Origin of the sequence: Pontibacillus yanchengensis Y32 (assembly GCF_000770635.1) — a bacterium.
Taxonomy (GTDB): domain Bacteria; phylum Bacillota; class Bacilli; order Bacillales; family BH030062; genus Pontibacillus; species Pontibacillus yanchengensis.
Genome location: NZ_AVBF01000035.1, coordinates 12624 through 33178, shown reverse-complemented (window position 1 = coordinate 33178; position 20555 = coordinate 12624). Strand labels below are relative to the sequence as shown.

Here is a 20555-nt window from a genome sequence, read left to right as displayed (position 1 = left end):
CACCTCACTTATGTTGTAGTATAGCAGAATTTTGCTCCATAAGATAATCTGCAAGCAACTTAGCACCTTGCATCACAATAGGTACACCCCCACCTGGATGAATAGAGGCACCTACGGCATATATATTGTCCACATCATATGGTTTTAACTGAGGACGAAAAGCGCCGGATTGGAATAAGGTTGGGGCTATTCCAAAACTTCCACCAGAATATAAACCTTCTTGCATTGCTTCTTGAGGGGTTTTAATCTTCAACCATGTAAGATGATTTCGTAAGTTTGGATAGCCTCTCTCTTCCAACAATTCCAGGATATAATCAGCATATTCCTCTTTTTGTGACCAATCTATTTGTTCTCCAGAGGGCACTGGAACCAACGTATATAATATGCCTTCACTATCTTTCGCTAAGGAATGATCGATTAATGAGGGGTGAAACGTATAAATAGATGGATTTTCTGGTAAACGTTTATGTTGAAATACATCTCTCATATGAGAGTCGAAATCTTTCCCCATAAAGAATCGATGAATAGAAGGTTGTTCATAATTTTTATCTAATCCCATGTACAATAGAAAACATCCTGAGGAAGGTGTATAAGTTCGGTTTAATTTGTTTTCAACAGGCATTAATTGATCCATGATAGGGAAATCTCCATTCATAATCACATCATCATAAGGGACAAACTCACCGTTCACTTTCACCCCTTCACAATGCTTCTGTTGAACAACAACTTCTTCCACTTTAGCACCATTAACCATACTCACATTTCTCTTCTCTAATTCCTTTACTATAATATCTACTAAGCTAGCGTATCCACCTTTTAAATACCAAATCCCATGTTCATGTTCACTATAGGAGACTAGTGAATAAAGGGCAGGTGATTCTCCAGGATTACCTCCAATATATAGCGTCTGCAAAGCATAGATATTCTGTAACTCTTCACTCTTAAAATATTGTTTTAGAAGGCGCTTCACATGAAGATATGCTTTCATCTTCACAAGGGAATGAAGGTTTTTTCTTGAGAAAAAGTCTTTTTTATTAATAAATTGCTGTTTTAAAAATTGTTTTTCTCCTAATGCGTAACGCCATTTCATATCCCTAATAAATCGATCGAAACCTTCACCTTCACCTGGAAATAACCGCTCGATTTCTTCTCTTTGTTTTTGTATATCACGATATTTATACATTCGTTTACCATTTTCATGCTCTATTGAATATAGGGGGTCACATGGGACAATAGGTAACTTTTCTCTAGATATTCCACCTTCATTTAAAATAGATAAAAGCATGTCAGGTAGAAGGATTATAGTCGGACCTTGATCTATTCGATCTTCACCTTCATAAATGAAACTGAGGCGCCCACCCATTGTTTGTTGTTTTTCATAGATAGTAATCCGATTTTCTGTGTCTTGTGATAGCAATAGTGCAGTAACTAAACCACCTATGCCACCTCCTACGATAGATATGTCTCGTGTCATGCGTTTTTCACCTCTTCCCCTTCAGCTAGCCAATTTGCTGTAATTCTTGCGGATTCTAATATGGTTGGCAAACCGCTTCCAGGGTGTGTGCCCCCACCAACAATCCAACAATTTTTTAATTCATTAAATCGGTTATGAGGTCGGAAGTACATCATTTGAGATAACTGATGACCTAAATTAAAGGTTGCACCTTTATAAACAGAGTAATCCTCTTCCCATCCTCTTGGTGTTAGAATTTTTTCTACTTCAATTATCTCTTCTGTAAGGTTAATACCTGTTCGGTTGTAAATTTGTTGTAAAATTAAACTTCTAAACTGATACTTCATTGTGTCCCATTCTATTTCCGAGAAATTATTTGGCACGGGGGCTAACACGTACAATGCTGATTTACCAGTAGGTGCTAAAGTCGGATCAGTAATAGATGCATTGTGTATATATATAGAAGGATCTGCAGAAAGTTTCATAGATTGAGTGATTTCTTCCACATTCTGTTTATAATCCTCCGAAAAAATGATTGAATGATGTGGTAGATTAATTTCTTCATTCACACCTAAATACATCATAAAAGTGGAGCATGAATACTTTTTATTTGCTAAGTTTTCGGATGAATATTTCTTTAGTACTGGTTCTTCAACCAAATGTTCCATTGCATGAGCAAAGTCTGCATTTACTACCACATCATCTGCATCAATAGAAGAGCCATCCTCAAGTTGTATTCCAGTAACCTTTTTTCCAGAAAGTGAAAGTTTTTTCACTCCACTATTTAAATGAATTTTGCCACCATGTTCTTTCACAACCTCTGCCATCGTTTCAGAGATTTGATTCACTCCACCTATTGGGTGAAACACACCATATTCATGTTCCATAAAAGAAAGTATTGAAAATGCTCCAGGACATTCCCATGGGGACATCCCTAAATACTTAGCTTGAAAAGTAAAAGCGAGTTTTAATTGTTCTGAGGAGAAATAGTCAGATAATACACCGTATAATGATTTCCCCAATGCTAGATATGGTAAAGCTTTTAGCGTTCTGGGGCGTATATAATCAACAAGTCGATGGTGACGATTTTGCAACATGGGCATTAATGCATTCATGCGTTTGCGTGTATCATTCATAAATCTTGTATAACCCTGTTCATCACCTGGAAAATGAATGTTGATTTGTTGGTTCATTTTCTCAGAATCTCGGTACATCGTTAGTTGCTTATCTGGAAAAAATAAATCATACATCGGGTCTAACTCTTTGAGATTCATATAGTCTTCAAGCTTTCGATCTGCTGCTTGAAACAATTCTTCTAAAATGTGAGGCATACTAAAGAATGTTGGACCTACATCAAACCTGTACTCACCTAATGTTAATGCCACGTTTCGACCACCTACTTGGGATTGTTTTTCATATACATGAACATCAAATCCCTTTGCAGACAGTAACATTGCTGTAGCAAGTCCTCCTGGTCCAGCACCAATGATAATTATTTTTCGAATATCCCTCACCGCCTTATTGTACATTTGTTGTACATTCATTATACACAGTGAGATATGAAACTGCAACGAAAACAATTTCTTTACTCTACTAACCTCTACATAATGAGATTTTATTTAAATAGGAAAACTATTGTACAAAATAGCTTCATTTTACTTTACGTAAACTTGGGGAAACATTGTATGCCTGGTATGGTTCTGATCACTATGTTGATGTATGTAGTTTGTCTATATTAAACATTGAAAAGATTTCCTTTCTACAATATGGTAATATATTAAATAAACGTAATGAGATGAATTGGAGTGTAAACATGAAAACGGTTGTATCTACGTTAAATGCTAAATATATTCATACCTCTTTGGCTTTAAGGTATCTAAAAGCTACTTCTTCAGATTTTGATGTACTCATAAAAGAATTTACAATAAACGATCCTTCCTTAGAGATAGCAGGTACTCTATATGATCTAAATCCAGATGTCATTGGCTTCAGTTGCTATATTTGGAACATAGAAGAAACCATTCCTGTGATTTCGATCTTAAAAAAAATCCATCCAAATGTAAGAATTATACTAGGCGGTCCAGAAGTAACCTACGATAGTGAATATTGGTTACAGCGTGTACCTGAAGTCGATATTATTGTGAGGGGGGAAGGTGAACAAACATTTAATAAATTGCTAAGTTCTATACAAACCAATCAATCTCTCCATTCACTAAATGGAATTACATACAGAGATGAAAGAGGCGAAATACAATCAAACCCTAACGCACCTAAATTCCCATTAAATGAGATTCCCTCCCCCTTCCGTTTTGAAGAAGATTTACCTGACTTATCCAAACGTGTAACATATGTTGAAACAAGTCGAGGGTGCCCCTTTACTTGCCAGTTTTGTTTAAGCTCAATTGAGTTTGGTGTTCGTTACTTTGATATTGACCGCATGAAGGACGAGTTAACCTACTTAATGGATCATGGAGCTAAGACAATAAAATTTCTAGACCGAACATTTAATATCAATCGTAAATATGCCTTTGAAATGTTTGATTTTCTTATTAAACATCACCGACCGGGTGTCGTATTCCAATTTGAGATTACCGCAGACATAATGCGGCCGGAAGTTTTAGAATTCATTAACGAAAACGCACCCGAAGGTTTATTTCGTTTTGAAATTGGTGTACAATCCACCAACGATCATACCAATGAGCTTATAAAGCGAAAACAAAACTTTAACAAACTAACTCGTACAATTACGATGGTTAAAGATGGTGGGAAGGTTGTTCAACATTTAGATCTTATCGCAGGGTTACCAGAAGAAGACTATCAATCATTTCGCCAAACCTTTAATGATGTATTTGCAATGAGACCTGAAGAATTACAGCTTGGTTTTTTAAAAATGCTTAGAGGTACCGGCCTTCGTAATAATGCTCATCAATGGGGATATACTTATATGGATTATGCTCCATATGAAATGCTATCCAATAACGCACTTTCATTTTTAGATGTAATAAAAATAAAAAGAGTGGAAGATATATTAGAGAAATATTGGAATAAACACTTTATGGATTACACTGTAAACTATATCGTTGAACATATTTTTGAGACACCTTTTGACTTCTTTCAATTGTTTGGTGAATACTGGCATCAGCAAAAATGGAACAAAATCGGTCACCAACTAACTGATTTGTTTAGCAGGTTATACCAATTCATAGAGAAACATGCCTTACATCATGCTGATATAGTTGAAGGGTTAATGGATATGGACTATTATCTGAATTTCCGACAAAAGCCTAGAAATAGTTGGAAACAAAGGGGAATAGAACATCAAGAGAAACAAGAGATATATGAACACGTATGGAAGTATTATGACTTCTCTGAACAAGGATACACCAGAAAGGAATTACACAAACACACCATGATTGACCTATTGTCTTTTGACATAGATGAATATTTGCAAAATGGATTAGTTAAGGAGACACCCTCATTGCTAATTGCTATTTATTCACCAGAGGGTAAGAAAGTAGAGATTAAAAAGGGATCTATCCCATATCCTCTTAAGAAATTACCAAATGGTAGGCAGGCGTCCATACAATATTGGTCATTTCACCATATAGTATGAATGTAAAGTCTTCAGGAGGTGATATGAATGGGCTATGGATATGGTGGCTACGGTTGTTGCTATGGTGGCGGCTATGGCGGCGCTGGCTATGGTGGTGGATTTGCTTTAATTGTTGTACTATTCATTCTGCTTATTATCGTAGGTGCAGCTTTTTATTGCTAATAAAAAATGAGACAAACAAAAACCCTCTTTTTTCAAAGAGGGTTTTTCTTATCGTGTACACTAGAAAATTATAAAATTCAATGCTTGCTTATAACTGAAAAAGTGAAGTGGTCATGTCCAGCTTCAGCGCCTACCCCCTCGGGGTCTTAAGCAAAGCCTCTCTGTGGCAATTTTGCCACGACGAGGCTTTGCTTAAGACCCCGAGGGGGTGAGCAAGGCGCTTGCGCTTTAGCCACGTCCAACTCTAGCGCCCTTTTTTTCAACTATCACTTAACACATTGAAGAATAGGCGTAACATGAGTTGCTGGTAAGGGCTTACTGTAATAAAACCCTTGCATCTCATCACATTTCTCTTTTTGCAAGAAGTGTAATTGTTCCTCTGTTTCAACACCTTCAGCTATTACTTTCATATTTAAGGAATGAGACATGTGAATAATAGATTTCACAATAGCTTCATTTTGCTTTCTGTTTTCATGAATAAACGCTTTATCAATTTTTAGTTTATTTACAGGAAATCTGCTCAAATATTTAAGAGAGGAATACCCTGTCCCAAAGTCATCTATGGAAACATGGACACCTAATTCTCGTAAGCCTATTAGGGTATGTATAATATCTTCCTCATTAGACATCGCCATACTCTCTGTAATTTCCAGCTCTAAATAGCAAGCAAGTAATCCAGTCTCATGAAGGATAGATGAAACTTGGTCAACTAAATCTGCTTGATGGAATTGCTTTGCCGATAGATTTACTCCTACAACTACAGGAGTGTATCCTTGATTTTGCCACTGTTTATTTTGCTTGCATGCTTCTCGTAAAACCCAATTTCCTATTTCCAAAATTAAGCTCGTCTTTTCAGCTATTGGTATAAACGTTGCAGGTGATATATATCCTTTTTCAGGATGTTTCCAACGAAGTAATGCTTCTACACCAACTACTTTCTCACTTCCAATATCCTTTTGAGGCTGATAATGCAACTCAAATTGCTGTTCTTCAATTGCTTTTCTTAATTCTGTTTCCATCGTTAACATCGTCTTAAAGTCTTTAGAAATAGAGGTTTCGAATACTTTGTAGTTATTTCTATTATTCTGTTTGATAACATTCATAGCTGAATCTGCATGTTTAATAAGTTCGTTTTCATCATTTCCATCCTCAGGATAATGACTAATTCCAATACTTACAGATGTGTACAATTCAAAATCGTCAATTTTAATAGGCTCTTTAAAGAGATTGATTATTTTAGTAGCAAATGCTTCTGCATCTTCTTTACATTGAATACCACGTTGTAGAATTAAGAACTCGTCACCTGCCATGCGAGCAATAAAAACATGTTCATCCAAAAGTTGCTTTAAGCGATTTGCACAAGTAGATAATAATTGATCACCAAAAACATATCCCATTGTGTCATTTATTTGCTTAAAATAGTCTATATCCATAAAGTGTACAGCTAATTTCTCTCCGCTTTTTTGAGCTGAGTATATGGCTTCATTAATGGTTTTTAAAAAATAGAATCGATTAGGTAGGTCTGTCAAATCATCATAGTAAGCCATAAATTCAATCTGTTGCCTTTGTTCCATTCGGACTGTGATATCACGGATCATAGCTCCTCGCACTGTCTTGTTATCATACGTGTAAGGGTGTGCCATAATCTCTACGTATATAGATGACCCATCTTTACGAATACCTTGCATCTCATAAGGGATTTCAGGATAATCAACAAACTGCTGGCGTAATTTATATTGATTCCCTTGTGTTACTAATTCATATACGGACTTCTGTAGCATCTCATGATATGTATACCCAAACATATTCGCGAAGCTTTCATCACAATCAATGATAGTCCCTTGATCGTGTAATACCATCCCTTCTTGATCAGCTTGAATCGATTCATACAAACGCATTTTCGTTTCTTTCACTTTTTCATGAAGAGAAATCCGATAAAAAATAAGACAATATACTAAAAGTTCTGGCTCTTCAAACTTCAAGCATTTCACTTGGAAATATCTCTTAGAGCCATCTTTCACTTGTAATAACAATTGCTTTTCAAGATTATTTCGTAACGTTTCAAAGTCAAATAAATAATCAATAGATAGTAACCCTTGTTCAGATACATCTAATAACTTACATGCAGATGTATTCTGATCAATCACCTCTCCCTTTTCGTTCACAAAAAGAATCGCTTCTTGTATGTGTTCTAGCACCCACTTATGCAAAAGAGGAGATTGATAACTCGATGGGTTGGGCATAGTGTATTCCCCCTAAAGCAATACCTGCTTTTAACTTATCCAATAATAATACGTTCTGTTGGATAATGATAATTACCACTTTTCTTATCTTTCTTAAAAGTAAATAGGAACGATAGAATTCCAATTCTACCGATAAACATAAGTGCCATTAATAAAAATTTACCTATTAAAGATAATTCTGGCGTTATACCTAGAGATAGACCAGTTGTACCGAAGGCTGAAGCCACTTCAAATATTATCTCATTTAAACCAAACGGCTCTGTAATCGACAATATGACGACTGCCGTGAAAAATGTAATAACTGCCATAATGGAAACCACTACTGCTTTTATTAAATCACCATCATGCACTTCTCTTCTAAAGATGCGAATACGTTGCTGACCCCGTGCATACGTCAACAGGAAGATTACGACCAAAGCAAAGGATGTTGTTCGTATCCCTCCTCCCACACTACTTGGGGAGGCTCCTATGAACATTAGCGCTGACATAAGCAGCTGAGTCTGTTCAGTAAATTGACTTACATCCATTGTTGATAGTCCAGCACTTCTTGTAGTTACAGACTGAAATAATGAGTAAAACAAAATTTCGTGCCATGATTTATTTTCAAAGAAATGATTAAACTCTAAAAGAGCAATAAAAACAGTTCCGACTAAAAGTAAAATTAAATAGGTGCTAGTAGTTAATTTGGTAAACATTGAAAAACGCATGAACTTCCTTTGTTCACTGGTTGAGAATAAATATTCACGCACTTCTATTAGTACCGGAAACCCAATTGCCCCCAACACAATTAGCACAATATGGATAAATTGGACAAAATAGTCATGCTGGAATGGAATTAATGATTGTCCTGTAATATCAAATCCAGCATTAGTCGTAGCACTTATAGAAGCAAAAAAGCCTTGATAATAAGCTTCTTGCCATGTATCAAAAAACTGCATGAAATAAGTACCTAGCACGAGAAACCCTATCAATTCTATAGAAAAAATCATGAATAGAATTTGCTTCATTAAACGGACCATTCCTTGGAAAGTTGTTTGATTTTGATCGGTCATAATTAACCGACGTTCACGTAATCCGATTTTCTTACCGAGAATGATCCAAATAAATGTTCCAATAGCCATAATTCCAATTCCGCCAAATTGCAAAACCAACGCTAGTAAAAATACACCTGTTACACTAAAGGTTTCACTTGTAGGCAAAACAGTTAATCCTGTTACACTAACTGCACTTACAGAGGTGAAAATTAAATCTACTAGAGATACTTCCACTCCATCCTGATGCGATACAGGAAGTCCTAATAAAATGCATGCTAGTAATACAGCAGAGGCGTAGAACATAACAATTATTTGAACCGGGGATAAGTCATTGAGCCATCTGAAGCTTCGGTGTCTGATCCACATAATATTTCTCCTTCTTCTGCTATATTTCTTTCTTCATAGTAGCACCTTCCAATAGTATAGCATCGAAATAAGGAGTTTTATTTCTTATTATCGGAAAAAATTTGGGGTTATGAAGAGTTTTTTTCATCTTATGTATGATTGAGAGTGTGCACTTACCTCTAAACTTTCGAAAATACAGCCTAATTTATTTCTATACCTGAAGTATTATAAAGGAGGGCCTTCCCTTCTGTAAATCAGGTTTTAACATGATTTATATTACAATCACTTAATAATCTATAACCTCATATAAAATCCTCACTATTGAACTTTTTACTCGTTCAACAAGTGAGGCTTTTTTATAATCAGAAGTGTTTGCCCAACCTCCAACATATGGTATTAAATAGCTATATATACCTAACTACTTAATCTGAAGATTCAGCATCCTCCACGCGATTTTTGAAAGCATGCAATAGTTCTTCTCCGTTATATCCTTTTTCAATAAGGTCCTTTAGCATATTTTCTACTTGATCCTTCTTGTGATCAAGAATATGTCCTAGAAATAATACATTACAATTATCGCCAATATCATTACTATCTATAACTTTAACTAAGAACATAGCTGGTTGGTTTGTTGACTTGGTGATTTTTGCTTGTAGAACAATTTCTTCATCTTTTTCCATAATAGCTTCAAAGTAATCTTTGTATTGTTCTTCTAAATAAGCTTCAATGAGCCAAGTATTATCTTCATCTTCGCGGTTAATAATTAATCCATCAATAAGTGGGATTGTTGTTTTTTGAATATCATCACTTTCACCTTCAACTACATTTAATTTAATCAATTTAAATGTTTTCACGTTTTACATTCCCCTTTTCCACTTTATAACATTTTGTTTATTAATTATCATGATGGATAGGATTAACCACCTATATAAGACATTTCAATCTTTTCCTTTATGGGAAGTTTTCCCTCTGCGCGATCTGCTGAATACCTGTCTCCTCGGGTACTCCATTTTTTCATCACTTCTAGTTTGAACATGTTATCAGTAATTCCCTGTCTAAGCAGCTTCCGAATATCATAACCTTGAGAGGCAAACAAACAATGATACAATTTACCATCTGCTGACAGCCTCGCTCTAGTACACGTGTCACAAAAATGATCTGTAACGGAAGATATCACACCTATCTCTCCATCGCCATCTTTATACCTATATCGTGTTGCTACTTCCCCATAATAATTAGGTGCAAGTTGTTTAAGTGGTAGTTCCTCGGTAATTGTATTAATAATTTCTTGTTTGGAGACAACTTCACTATTTTCCCATCCGTTTACATTGCCCACATCCATAAATTCGATAAATCGCAGTATATGCCCTTTTCCTTTGAAAAATCTAGCCATTGGTAAAATTTGCGATTCGTTCATACCTCTTTTTACTACCATATTGACCTTTACTTGCAAGCCAGCTTCTTCTGCCGCTTCAATCCCCTTAAGTACAGGAGACGTCTTAACACCGCGACTATTTATAGATTGAAACACCTCGTCGTCAATGGCATCTAAACTCAAATTAACTCTTTTAAGTCCTGCTTCTTTTAAAAGCATGGCATATTTAGGTAGGAATACACCATTCGTTGTTAATGCGATATCTTCAATCCCATTAATAGAGAACAGTCTTTCTATTAATAAATGAAGGTTTTTTCGTAATAAAGGTTCTCCACCTGTCAGCCTAATTTTCTCTACTCCTAATGAAGCAAATACTTCAGCAGTACGGATAATCTCATCAAATGTTAGCATCTCTTCTTTATTTAAAAATGGGTAATCTGCTCCAAATATATCTGCCGGCATACAATACGTACAACGAAAATTACACTGATCAATAACGGAGATTCGAAGATCTTTCAGAGGTCTTCCAAATTGATCTTTTATGGCTTGAGATTGCTCTGTCACATTATCCCTCCTCCGTCTGTTAAAATGTATATTTTTTCTATTGTACAAGCCTAGCTCTAGGTTGTCCACGGCTCCGTCTGGCCTTGATATGTATCGAGGAAGATTACCTCAACCTTATCTCCTTTTTTAAAGCCTCTTGTACCTCCAGGCAACATCATAAATGCGTTTGTTTCTATAAGTGATGTGACTACTGCAGACTTATCTATTCCAGCAGGTTCAATCCATATCTGACCATCCTTAGCCACCACCCTACTTCTCACAAATCGTGTAAATGGATTTGGCTTAGGGAAATCTGTTGTGAGATAAGCTTTACTTTTAGGGGGATATGGTTGTTTTGAGAACATTGCCTTTTGAATAACTGGTCGGACAAACAACTCAAATCCTACATAACAGGCTGATGGATTCCCAGATAAACCAAATAATAATTGATTCCCCTTAACAGCCACTGTAGTTACACTGCCTGGTCTCATTGCTACTTTGTTAAATAATTGCTCAGCCTCCAATTTGTCATAGATATCTGGCATTAAATCATAATCACCTACAGAAACTCCTCCAGTTGTAATGAGCATATCTACTTCATTAAGGGCTTCTTGTATAGCTTTATAACTTGCTTCAAAATCATCTGCCAATGTTCCTAGCATTCTAACTTCTCCACCAGCTCGATTAATCTGTGATGCTATCATATGACCATTGGAGTTACGAATCTTACCTGGAACTAGATCATCTGACACATCCAACAGTTCTGTTCCTGTTGTAAATAACCCTATTAAAGGCTTCTTTGCTACACAAACAGTCGCATGTCCAAATGTAGCAAGAACCGCTTTCACCCCAGGATGAATATAGGTTCCCTTCTCTACTAAATGGGTACCTTCAAGCGTTTCAGACCCCTTTCGATTCACATTATCTAAAGCATTAATTGTACGTTTAATACTCATATACTCTTTCTCATTCTCTTGGTATGTTTGACAGATTTCAAACATCGCCACACAATCAGCACCTTTTGGCAATGGTGCGCCTGTCATGATTCTAACAGCCTCTCCCTTTTTCAACGTTTTCTTACCTATTGTCCCTGCAGGAATATGTTCTACTACTTCAAAAGAAACAGGGGCATCCTGACTTGCATAATTGGTATCAGCAGCTTTAAACGCAAATCCGTCATAAGGGGATTTATCAAAAGAGGGAATCGGGTGACTAGCATATATATCTTCTGCTAGAACACGACCATCACTTTCTTCAATGGGGACGATTTCATATGTAAGTTCTCTAGCATAGGTCATCACTCTATTCACCGCTTCTGTTACCTCTATAGGCTTTCTCTTTTCAATCATAGTCCTCACTCTCCTTTCTAAAATAAATCCTATTATGTTTACACTACCAAAGAACAAGGCACATCTCTACCTGTAAGATTCTACAAAAGCCATAACCATCGTTTTTGATACTAAATATTGCTACTTTCTTTCTATTAGAAAAAGGGGCTAATTCAAGCCCCATTTTTCTAGCAAAATTATAAATTCAATGCATGTGTATAACAAAAAAGTGAAATGACCACGTCCAGCTCCAGCGCCCAACGACTAGCAAACTTCTGGCACCTCCTTACGATAAGTCAACATCGGATCGCTGTCGCTCTCCGTGTTCCCTTTTCGGCCTACATGATGTAGGTTGGTTCGATGTTGCTGCGTGATGCAGCGGTCTTAATCGAACCTCCCCCCTGTACAGAACTTCCTTATAAGGACAGTTTGTACCTCGCTAGACGGGCGCTTGTGCTTTTGTTCTTTCCACAAATTACTTTATAAATAAATTACGGTCACGTTGGGATTGAATTTGTTTTGAAATACTTTCTGTACGAATCATTGATTGCATGCGCTCTTTGTGAGATCTTCGCTCAATGACAATCGTAAAAATAAACAGTTGAAATTGCATACCATATTCCTCCTTATCTACTATACTGAGAGGCTACGCGCTATCTTTCTCCTCATTTAACCATTCCATGAAAATTGTTTGTCTGCACATTTTATCCGCTCCTTTCTGTTTTATAGTTGTGAACCATACACGGCTTTTCGATCTGTTACCTTTTCTTGTACCGTTTGTTCTTGAAAAGGCAATTGTGTTACTTTCTCATTTTTTTGTCGTGGTGATTTCTTAATAGAAACACTAAATACTAAAAATTGAAAAGTCATAATCCTCCCCCTTTCTCCTCCCATTTTTAACCATTAAAAAAAGCCGTAGATTCTTCTACGGCTTTTTACTTCCTTATTGGATAAGGTAAGAGTGTTTTATATTTTGTGGAACAAACCATTCTTGCCACATTAACACCCTATCTTATAAATAGAACCGCAGGCTTATCACCCACGGTTACAAGGAAGCTATTATATAGACATTAGCACCGCAGCCCATTAGACCTGGCAGTTAAATGTCACTGGAAGGATTATATTTGTGATTAACGCAGTACACGTAAGGTCAAATGGGATTTAGTATTCAGTTGATTGGTTGAATTCGTTTTATTATACTTCATGGGTTTGACCTCACTTTCTGGTTAATTTTTTCGTACATGGAAAGTATATGCAATGATTTGGAAAATGTAAATACATTTCACAAAATTCAATAAAAAATTCTTAGCTAGGCAATTCACTATCTGTATTATGATTGATTAAGTACGCATCTATTTTTTGATCTAGCTGATGAAGTTGACGAATAGCTTCGCTAATTTCCATTTGTTTATAATGATGTAGCCCTTTAGGTTGTTCATCTTTATTATCAGCTAACGTAACTACTTCTTGTAAAGCTGTTTGTTTGCCATCTAGTGAGAAAGGTAAATATGAATCTGTGTGCAACAAAATTGAAACCGAAATATGCTTTGCAGCAACTCGATTCTCCCCAAGCCTTATCAGAAGTTTATGTGCACGTTCTGCTCCTTTAATGGCATGAATATCATTTTGTCTATAATCGTCATAATCCCATTCTCCTTCGTTGTTATACCACTCATAATGACCTATGTCATGTAAAAGCGCAGCCTTGGCAGCATAATCTACTTGAACACCACGTTCAACGGCTAACTCAAAGGCATAGAAAGCAGCAGTCACAGCATGATGTACTCCTGAACGACGAAGGTATTTCCTGGTAATATGATGCTTAAATATATCAACTAGTGTAACGTCTCTCATCTATAATCCCTCCGTTTGTTTTCAAAATAATATATCATAAGGACTTACCGCATACAATATGCTTTTTTTCTTCTTTCCCTACTCCTCTTATTATAAATCTAACTATTTTTTGTTTATTTATTCATTGAAAAAGGTATGACTATTAAGGATTATTGTTAAGGAAGATTTAGGAGTTGATTAAATGAACTTCACTAAAGATACTGTCGTTATCACAGGTGGAAGTAATGGAATTGGGAAAACTCTTGTACAAGAATATGCTAAAAAGGGAGCATATGTGATTATAATAGATAATGATCAAGGAAATGGTGAGAAACTCATTCAAGAATTAAATGAACATGAAAATCAGGGGGCTTTTTTTTATTGTGACCTTCGCAATCCAGAGTCCATTCAACATACATTTTTATTAATAGATCAAGCAAATCTAGAGCCCACCATTCTTATTAATAACGCTGGAGTTAGTTATTTTAGGAACTTTTTTGAATTAACTGTTGAAGATTGGGATAACGTTATTCAATCCAATCTTAGAAGTGCTTTTCTATGTTCACAAGAAGTGGCAAAAAGATGGCGGGATAATGGAATTCATGGGAGAATTATTAACATGGCTTCTACCAGAGCATTCATGTCTGAACAAGACTCAGAGTCATATGCAGCTACGAAGGGCGGAATCATTGCTCTCACTCATTCAATGGCTATTTCGTTAAGTGAATATCAAATAAGAGTCAACTCAATAAGCCCTGGTTGGATTCAAACGGAGCATTATGAACACTTACGAGATATTGATCACACACAACACCCTTCCAAACGAGTTGGTCATCCTCTAGATGTGGCTAGAGCTTGTTTTTATCTTAGTGATAAAGAAAATGCATTCGTGACAGGTGAAAATATAGTTATTGATGGTGGCATGACGAAAAAAATGATATATGAGCATTAATTAGTTCACTAAAAGGAAAGATATATAGATTATTTACACACTTAATTATGTAGATAAATCTCGATATATTTGTTTTTAAAATAAAATAAAAGGGTATTAGATAATTAACAAACAAGGTACATAATGAATATGAAGAGCATACCAACCTTCATGATTCAAATTTTATAAAAGTAAATTAGAGGTGACTACCTTGACTCAAATATCATCCTATCAAGTACATTTTAACCAACGTATTTCTATGGAAGAAATAATGAACATATACCGCTTTGTTTCTAAAGGAACGTATGATGTGTACTTATATCAAGATGACCTTATAGCAGATGTTAGCAACCTACCAAAATTATTAAGTTTCTTTCTTTACTATCAAAAAAAATCGCCTATTTTAATGATTATTGACGGAGAAAATGTGGAATACGCATATGAGAAGATTATAAAAGTTTGCGAGAAACCATTAGAAAAATGTGAGGTTCGTTCAAATCACGAAGCTCCTGCTCATGTTGCAATTCAAGTTTAGTATCATCATTTGAAAGGAGAATGACAAATGGCTTATGAAGATCGCGATGTAGAAATAGAACATAAAGAGAAAAAACAAGACTCTAGTAAAGTAGGCGTAGCAGCAATTAAATATGTAACGTATTTAATTATTTTCTTTGGAATTCTCTGGTTTTTAATTCAATACGTTTTCCCAATGATTCAAGGATAACTTAAACGTATATGCCGAATGATGAATTATAAAGTTATCCACCTTTGACTAGATACCCCCCCTTTAAAGCTTTTATAGTTTTAAAGGGGGGTTATCTGTTTATATATAACTCTATAACATTTAAAAGGTACAAATTCCCATCAAAATATTCTTTTAGTCACCATGAATGTGGGGTAAAGAATAGTTAGGTGATTAATAGTAGCAGAAAGGAGACCCTATGCTTGATTTCATTATCTCTTTCATTAAGGACATAGGTATATTTGGTTTACTTCTCAGTCTAGCCATAGAAGCTTCCTCCTTGCCATTTCCAGGAGCGATTGTCGTACTGACTTATGGATATATACTTAAGGCGTCTGCTCTTGCAAGTTTTGGAATTGCTTTATTAGCTGGGATTGTTTATACAGCATTTAGCTTTATACCCTATTACATCGGTTACAAATTAGATCATAAAGTAAAACAATGGTTTAATGAGAATAAGATTGAAAAAGCTGAACGGTGGTTTAACCGATGTGGAGAATGGACTATTGCTTTATCTCGTCCCCTAGGGCTTGGAAACTACATCTCATACTTCTCTGGACTAAGTAAAGTACGCCCTTACCGTTTTGCTGTCATCACATTTATTGGAATTTTTCCGTGGATATACCTCATGTTAATGCTAGGAAACATTGGTAACCTCGAATCAATGAAAAGTTTACTCTCTAGTATTCAACAGTATATCTATATAGGGTTAGGAGTATTATTGATTGCTTATATTACCTTCAAATACTTTAGCAAGAAAAAACAAACAAAATCATGCCCTCCCCCATATTCTGATAGACAGTCTTCTACTAAGGAACATACTTCCTAATTTATTTTCCTAAGAAAGGGTGTTCCATTTATTCCCACCCTTTCTTAGGAAGCCGTATGTTTCTTTTTTCTAGCCACTAAACCTATAGTGAACAAGACAGCTACTAAAAAAACTAAAACGATAGCGGAGAGATATGGACCATTCAGTATATTTTCATTTATTATTCGATTAATACGATGAGCAAAAGGTTCTGAAATAATCTCTGACCGATCATTTACATATGTTTTATGTTCATAGGTAGCAGCTCCAAGAGCAGACTTCCATCCTCCCGAGGTCTTATCTAACCAAATCTCGATTACATCACCTGTTTCAACATCCAAAAATCCCGATCCATTATATTGATTAGCTGACCATTTTGGAATGTATGTGTAAAAAACCTCTACATTCTGAATATTCTTTATTTCAGAAGAATTTTTTATTATTTCGTTTATGGATAGTTTCATTTTTCTTTTTTGTTTAGGTTCCCCTTCTACACTCAGGTCTTCTACAAGATGATGAGAGGTAACCGTACCGATAACTTGTAATGATGCTTCTTCTTTCGCTGTTTCCACTTCTGAGGGATCGGGTGCTGCTGCAACATTAGATGCAGCCACCCAAAATAAAATACATACTATCATTAATATATTCCAATAAAAGAGCTTCTTCTTTCCCCATGAAGATTCTCTCACTCCCCTTCACCATCTTTCATGTGGATTAGTTAGTATTACTATATCAACGTTTGTAATTTATGGAAACCCCTTTTTACCATATCTATTTTTACACATTACGAAATATAAAGAAGAAAAAATAGCCTAACATAAGACAATCATCTCTTCACATAAAATAGGTTACACAACCGGAGGTGATAAGCTTAATGGAATTAGAAAACATGAGCTTAGGAGTTATAAGCTTTACATTCATTTCGTTAGTAAACGAACATTGGATGTATTGGCACCTACCAAAAGTTTATTATTGGAAAATACCACCTAATTAAAATAGCGACGTATAAACTGTCCTAATCTGATAAGAGGAAGTGTTCTGAATCGAAAAATACTCGATTCAGACGACTGCATCATGTAGCAATATCGAACTAGCCTACGTCGCGAATGCCTAAAGGGAACATGAAAGAGCTCAAGCATTTGATATTGAATTACCATAGGGAATTCAGGGAGTTTGCTACCACTGGTCGTGTCGACATCACTTTATTAAAGTTACACACAATCTCAACCCTTTTTTTATTATCCCAGACGACAAAAAAAGAAGTTACTGTTTTTTACAGCAACTTCTTAATTAAACCATCCTTTTCTTTTAAACCATAGAAACATGAGCACTGCAATTACTCCCATAATGGATAGTACTACGAAATAAGCATACCGCTCATCTAACTCTGGCATATATGTAAAATTCATACCATATATACCAACAATAAAAGTAAGAGGCATAAAAATTGTTGAAATAACGGTTAAGATTTGCATGGTCCGATTTGTTTCATGTGAGTTTAGGGACATGTAACTATCCCTAATATCAGTCGTCATCTCTCTGTTCGATTCAATAAGTTCTGAAACTTTTAATAAATGATCATGAATATCAGAGAAGTATTCTTTACGTTCTTTAATGCCATCTAAATGCTGAGAGCTGAGCATCCTATATAGTAAATCACGCATAGGATGTACCGTTTGCCTTAGGGTCAATAAGTCTGCCCTTGTATCGAATAACTGTTCAAGCAATCGTTCCATAGAAAGTTGCTTTGTATTATCCTCAATATCATTAATATGATCCTCTATAGCGTACACTATTGGAAAATAATTATCTACTACTTTGTCCAATAACTGGTGTAGTACATGGTCTTCTTCCCAATTTTGTGGAGATTTATCACGTTGAATTCGATTCCATACTTGCTCTAATTCAGGAGAAGTAGCCTTATGGTACGTTACAATATAACCATAGCCATGAAAAATATCGATTTCTTCTTTATCAAGTGACTTTGCATTTAGGGCGTGAATCACATAAAAAGTATGATCATCAAAGTAGTCTAATTTGGGACGCTGCAAGGTATGGATACAATCCTCTATCGCTAGCGGATGAAAATTGAACTCAGACTCGAGCTTCTGAGTTTCAGATGGAGTTGGTTCAAAAAAATCCACCCAATACCATTCAATTGTGTCATTATGCAACCTCTCGATTGGTAAATCTATGTGTAGAGATTGGTCTTTCGTCATAGCCATCGTTCGAATCATAAGAACCCTCGCTATCGATTCAATGTTCCTGTGGAAACCATTGATATAATAAGACATCGTGCCATCGATCAAATTTATATCCTACTTCTTTTAGAGTACCAACATAGCTAAACCCGTATCGAATATGTAACTGAACACTGCGTTCATTTCCCTCTGTGATCTTTGAAATAACGGTATGAAACCCGCATTCTTTACCTTTATCTAAAATAGCAGTCATTAGTGAATGACCTATACCTAACCCATGAAACCGAGGGTAAACATAAACAGATAGCTCAACAGTAGATTGATAAGCTAATTTTTCCTCAAAAGGGCTTAAATAAGCATAGCCTGCTACCTCTCCTTCCCATTCAGCTACAAGAATAGGATACATTCCCTCAAACTTCGTAAACCATTCTTGCTTTTCCTCTATCGATTTTTCGTGTAAATCAAAGGTCGCATTACCATTCAAAATTGCTTCATTTTCTATATGATGAATGGCAGGTAAATCTTTACGCTCCCCATTGCGAATCCATATCATACCCTCACCTGCCTTTTCCTCATCTTATCATAGCACCTTAAGTATTGTTATGTAAAAATCTACCATTTCAATGTTTGTAAATTCATAAAAAGAATGGTTACATGTTTTCTTTCATTATATTGAGGTTAATATGAGCCTATAGATGTAGAATACTACTGCATAAGTAACATCTTTCATTTGAATAGACGCAGAAATTAACCTCCTCCCCCACCACCAGGATGCCTAAGACCACTTTTTTGCACCTCTTCTGGGGAAAGCTCATATTCTTTTCTATATTCTATTCTATTTTTTACTTTTTTCTTATGGCGATACTTCATTAAAAAAATAAAGACCCACGTTCCCACTACAATAAAAATAGGCGATAACTCTATCACTATTATTCCCTCCTGTATTACTTTATTAGGTAAGGGTTCTTGTATATAGCTAAAGAACATAGCGCTGTCGTCCAGTTAACTAAGTATATGTGCGACCCACATGACGTGGGTGGGGCGGATGATGCTGCACGATACAGCGATTATAATGGACCCTGAAACCAGAACTTCCCTGATTTCACAAAGGGTATAGGAGGAAACATGCGTTCTTCGATATTGCCTTATCAGAGGAAGGTAAAGGAAACACACTAGTCGCTGGGTTTTAGAGTGTAGTTGACCAAATTACTAGTCGATAAAAAAATCTCTTTCAACAAGCTTGAATGTCAAGTAGAAATTCAAGCTTATTGAAGGAGATAGGCTTTACTTCCAGTCCAAAATACCTTTTAGATCACTATAGATTTGGTCGGGTTCTTCGTCTATAGTCGGCCACTTGGCTTGACCTCTACGTATCCAAGCCGTATGAAGACCAAAACTACTCGCACCTGTGATGTCCCATGGATTACTTGACATAAACAACACTTCATCTTTTTGTAACCCAAGCTGGTCTATTGCAAATTGATAGGCATGGGGACTTGGTTTATAAATATGAATCTGATCAGCACTTAACAACCCTAATGTTTGATCTAGCTCATTATAGTTTAGTAACGGTTCTAACATATCCATCGTTCCATTTGAAAAGATAACCAGTTGCTTATCTTTCAGTTCTTCTAATACTTGCTTCACCTCCGGAAAAGGTTGAAGCTGCTTATAAACTTCAAGCATTTCTTGTATATCCTCTTCGCTATACTCTACCTGGTTTACTATAAGTGCATCTTGTAGAGCCCATTTCGTAATTTGATCAAATGGCTTATAACCATCTATTAATTGACGAATAAAAAAGTAATGAACCTGTCTACTTCTCCATTCTTGGCTAATTGCTTCACTCTTATTTGGAAACATCTCTTCTAAACGGATTTGAACAGAATGTACATCAAATAATGTACCGTACGCATCAAAAACAAATGCTTTTACGCTCATAAG

Annotated in this window: 20 protein-coding genes and 1 pseudogene; 6 read left to right on the top strand and 15 right to left on the bottom strand. The window is 35.8% G+C overall.

Annotated features, from left to right (window positions below):
* Positions 1 to 4: 4 nt before the first annotated feature.
* Both N782_RS12870 and N782_RS12865 read right to left on the bottom strand, forming a co-directional pair.
* Positions 5 to 1474 carry a phytoene desaturase family protein gene (locus N782_RS12870; protein ID WP_036820645.1) on the bottom strand — a complete coding sequence of 490 codons (1470 nt, stop codon included), beginning with the start codon at positions 1472 to 1474 and terminating at the stop codon, positions 5 to 7.
* Positions 1471 to 2997 (bottom strand): phytoene desaturase family protein, encoded by a 1527-nt coding sequence (locus tag N782_RS12865; protein WP_237582656.1) that lies wholly within the window; start codon positions 2995 to 2997, stop codon positions 1471 to 1473. The genes N782_RS12870 and N782_RS12865 overlap by 4 nt, the downstream gene beginning before the upstream one ends.
* A gap of 269 nt (positions 2998 to 3266) precedes the next feature.
* Here N782_RS12865 and N782_RS12860 point away from each other — a divergent pair, with 269 nt between their 5' ends.
* The gene (locus N782_RS12860; protein WP_052111332.1) at positions 3267 to 5066 is read left to right on the top strand and encodes a B12-binding domain-containing radical SAM protein; all 1800 of its coding nucleotides are present in this window, start codon (positions 3267 to 3269) and stop codon (positions 5064 to 5066) included.
* 84 nt (positions 5067 to 5150) lie between these two features.
* Positions 5151 to 5228: pseudogene (locus tag N782_RS21975) on the top strand (YjcZ family sporulation protein); the annotation flags it as partial.
* Between the two features lie 266 nt (positions 5229 to 5494).
* Here N782_RS21975 and N782_RS12855 read toward each other — a convergent pair.
* The 8 genes from N782_RS12855 to N782_RS12830 form a co-directional block, all read right to left on the bottom strand.
* A complete protein-coding gene (locus tag N782_RS12855; RefSeq protein ID WP_052111329.1) occupies positions 5495 to 7471 on the bottom strand; it encodes an EAL domain-containing protein in 1977 nt (658 codons plus the stop codon).
* 35 nt (positions 7472 to 7506) lie between these two features.
* Entirely contained in the window at positions 7507 to 8871 is a 1365-nt protein-coding gene (locus tag N782_RS12850) for a TrkH family potassium uptake protein (protein ID WP_036820639.1), read from the bottom strand.
* Positions 8872 to 9272: 401 nt separating this feature from the next.
* The gene (locus N782_RS12845; RefSeq protein WP_036820636.1) at positions 9273 to 9704 is read right to left on the bottom strand and encodes a YwpF-like family protein; all 432 of its coding nucleotides are present in this window, start codon (positions 9702 to 9704) and stop codon (positions 9273 to 9275) included.
* Between the two features lie 62 nt (positions 9705 to 9766).
* The gene (gene moaA / locus N782_RS12840; RefSeq protein WP_036820633.1) at positions 9767 to 10789 is read right to left on the bottom strand and encodes a GTP 3',8-cyclase MoaA; all 1023 of its coding nucleotides are present in this window, start codon (positions 10787 to 10789) and stop codon (positions 9767 to 9769) included.
* 56 nt (positions 10790 to 10845) lie between these two features.
* The gene (locus N782_RS12835) at positions 10846 to 12117 is read right to left on the bottom strand and encodes a molybdopterin molybdotransferase MoeA (RefSeq protein WP_036820630.1); all 1272 of its coding nucleotides are present in this window, start codon (positions 12115 to 12117) and stop codon (positions 10846 to 10848) included.
* A 454-nt stretch (positions 12118 to 12571) separates the two neighbouring features.
* Positions 12572 to 12709, bottom strand: coding sequence for a hypothetical protein (locus tag N782_RS21560; protein WP_161783111.1), 138 nt, complete (start codon positions 12707 to 12709; stop codon positions 12572 to 12574).
* 110 nt (positions 12710 to 12819) lie between these two features.
* Positions 12820 to 12966: a hypothetical protein gene (locus N782_RS21555; protein WP_161783110.1), complete on the bottom strand. Its 147-nt coding sequence runs from the start codon at positions 12964 to 12966 to the stop codon at positions 12820 to 12822.
* A 435-nt stretch (positions 12967 to 13401) separates the two neighbouring features.
* Positions 13402 to 13950 (bottom strand): HD domain-containing protein, encoded by a 549-nt coding sequence (locus N782_RS12830; protein ID WP_036820628.1) that lies wholly within the window; start codon positions 13948 to 13950, stop codon positions 13402 to 13404.
* A gap of 181 nt (positions 13951 to 14131) precedes the next feature.
* Here N782_RS12830 and N782_RS12825 point away from each other — a divergent pair, with 181 nt between their 5' ends.
* The 4 genes from N782_RS12825 (at position 14132) to N782_RS12815 (ending at position 16431) form a co-directional block, all read left to right on the top strand.
* The gene (locus tag N782_RS12825) at positions 14132 to 14881 is read left to right on the top strand and encodes an SDR family NAD(P)-dependent oxidoreductase (RefSeq protein ID WP_036820625.1); all 750 of its coding nucleotides are present in this window, start codon (positions 14132 to 14134) and stop codon (positions 14879 to 14881) included.
* Positions 14882 to 15071: 190 nt separating this feature from the next.
* Complete coding sequence (locus tag N782_RS12820; protein ID WP_052111328.1) at positions 15072 to 15395, top strand: hypothetical protein; 324 nt, start codon at positions 15072 to 15074, stop codon at positions 15393 to 15395.
* A 27-nt stretch (positions 15396 to 15422) separates the two neighbouring features.
* Positions 15423 to 15584 (top strand): hypothetical protein, encoded by a 162-nt coding sequence (locus N782_RS21835; protein WP_202595696.1) that lies wholly within the window; start codon positions 15423 to 15425, stop codon positions 15582 to 15584.
* Positions 15585 to 15801: 217 nt separating this feature from the next.
* Complete coding sequence (locus N782_RS12815; protein WP_036820622.1) at positions 15802 to 16431, top strand: DedA family protein; 630 nt, start codon at positions 15802 to 15804, stop codon at positions 16429 to 16431.
* Between the two features lie 44 nt (positions 16432 to 16475).
* Here the strand turns inward: N782_RS12815 and N782_RS12810 are convergent, their stop codons facing one another.
* The 5 genes from N782_RS12810 to N782_RS12790 all read right to left on the bottom strand — a co-directional run bounded on the left by N782_RS12810 (position 16476) and on the right by N782_RS12790 (position 20552).
* On the bottom strand, positions 16476 to 17024 hold the full coding sequence (locus N782_RS12810; RefSeq protein ID WP_161783109.1) for a hypothetical protein: 549 nt from the start codon (positions 17022 to 17024) through the stop codon (positions 16476 to 16478).
* 672 nt (positions 17025 to 17696) lie between these two features.
* On the bottom strand, positions 17697 to 18647 hold the full coding sequence (gene corA, locus N782_RS12805; RefSeq protein WP_036820616.1) for a magnesium/cobalt transporter CorA: 951 nt from the start codon (positions 18645 to 18647) through the stop codon (positions 17697 to 17699).
* Positions 18648 to 18666: 19 nt separating this feature from the next.
* The gene (locus tag N782_RS12800) at positions 18667 to 19164 is read right to left on the bottom strand and encodes a GNAT family N-acetyltransferase (protein WP_036820614.1); all 498 of its coding nucleotides are present in this window, start codon (positions 19162 to 19164) and stop codon (positions 18667 to 18669) included.
* A 194-nt stretch (positions 19165 to 19358) separates the two neighbouring features.
* Positions 19359 to 19538, bottom strand: coding sequence for a hypothetical protein (locus tag N782_RS12795; RefSeq protein ID WP_036820611.1), 180 nt, complete (start codon positions 19536 to 19538; stop codon positions 19359 to 19361).
* Between the two features lie 357 nt (positions 19539 to 19895).
* Positions 19896 to 20552: a haloacid dehalogenase type II gene (locus N782_RS12790; RefSeq protein ID WP_036820609.1), complete on the bottom strand. Its 657-nt coding sequence runs from the start codon at positions 20550 to 20552 to the stop codon at positions 19896 to 19898.
* Between the last annotated feature and the right edge of the window lie 3 nt (positions 20553 to 20555).

Coding starts and splice junctions, on each gene's coding strand:
- N782_RS12870 (WP_036820645.1), bottom strand. CDS start 1,474: ATGACACGAGACATATCTATCGTAGGAGGTGGCATAGGTGGTTTAGTT.
- N782_RS12865 (WP_237582656.1), bottom strand. CDS start 2,997: ATGAATGTACAACAAATGTACAATAAGGCGGTGAGGGATATTCGAAAA.
- N782_RS12860 (WP_052111332.1), top strand. CDS start 3,267: ATGAAAACGGTTGTATCTACGTTAAATGCTAAATATATTCATACCTCT.
- N782_RS12855 (WP_052111329.1), bottom strand. CDS start 7,471: ATGCCCAACCCATCGAGTTATCAATCTCCTCTTTTGCATAAGTGGGTG.
- N782_RS12850 (WP_036820639.1), bottom strand. CDS start 8,871: ATGTGGATCAGACACCGAAGCTTCAGATGGCTCAATGACTTATCCCCG.
- N782_RS12835 (WP_036820630.1), bottom strand. CDS start 12,117: ATGATTGAAAAGAGAAAGCCTATAGAGGTAACAGAAGCGGTGAATAGA.
- N782_RS21560 (WP_161783111.1), bottom strand. CDS start 12,709: ATGCAATTTCAACTGTTTATTTTTACGATTGTCATTGAGCGAAGATCT.
- N782_RS21555 (WP_161783110.1), bottom strand. CDS start 12,966: ATGACTTTTCAATTTTTAGTATTTAGTGTTTCTATTAAGAAATCACCA.
- N782_RS12830 (WP_036820628.1), bottom strand. CDS start 13,950: ATGAGAGACGTTACACTAGTTGATATATTTAAGCATCATATTACCAGG.
- N782_RS12825 (WP_036820625.1), top strand. CDS start 14,132: ATGAACTTCACTAAAGATACTGTCGTTATCACAGGTGGAAGTAATGGA.
- N782_RS21835 (WP_202595696.1), top strand. CDS start 15,423: ATGGCTTATGAAGATCGCGATGTAGAAATAGAACATAAAGAGAAAAAA.
- N782_RS12815 (WP_036820622.1), top strand. CDS start 15,802: ATGCTTGATTTCATTATCTCTTTCATTAAGGACATAGGTATATTTGGT.
- corA (WP_036820616.1), bottom strand. CDS start 18,647: ATGATTCGAACGATGGCTATGACGAAAGACCAATCTCTACACATAGAT.
- N782_RS12800 (WP_036820614.1), bottom strand. CDS start 19,164: ATGATATGGATTCGCAATGGGGAGCGTAAAGATTTACCTGCCATTCAT.
- N782_RS12790 (WP_036820609.1), bottom strand. CDS start 20,552: ATGAGCGTAAAAGCATTTGTTTTTGATGCGTACGGTACATTATTTGAT.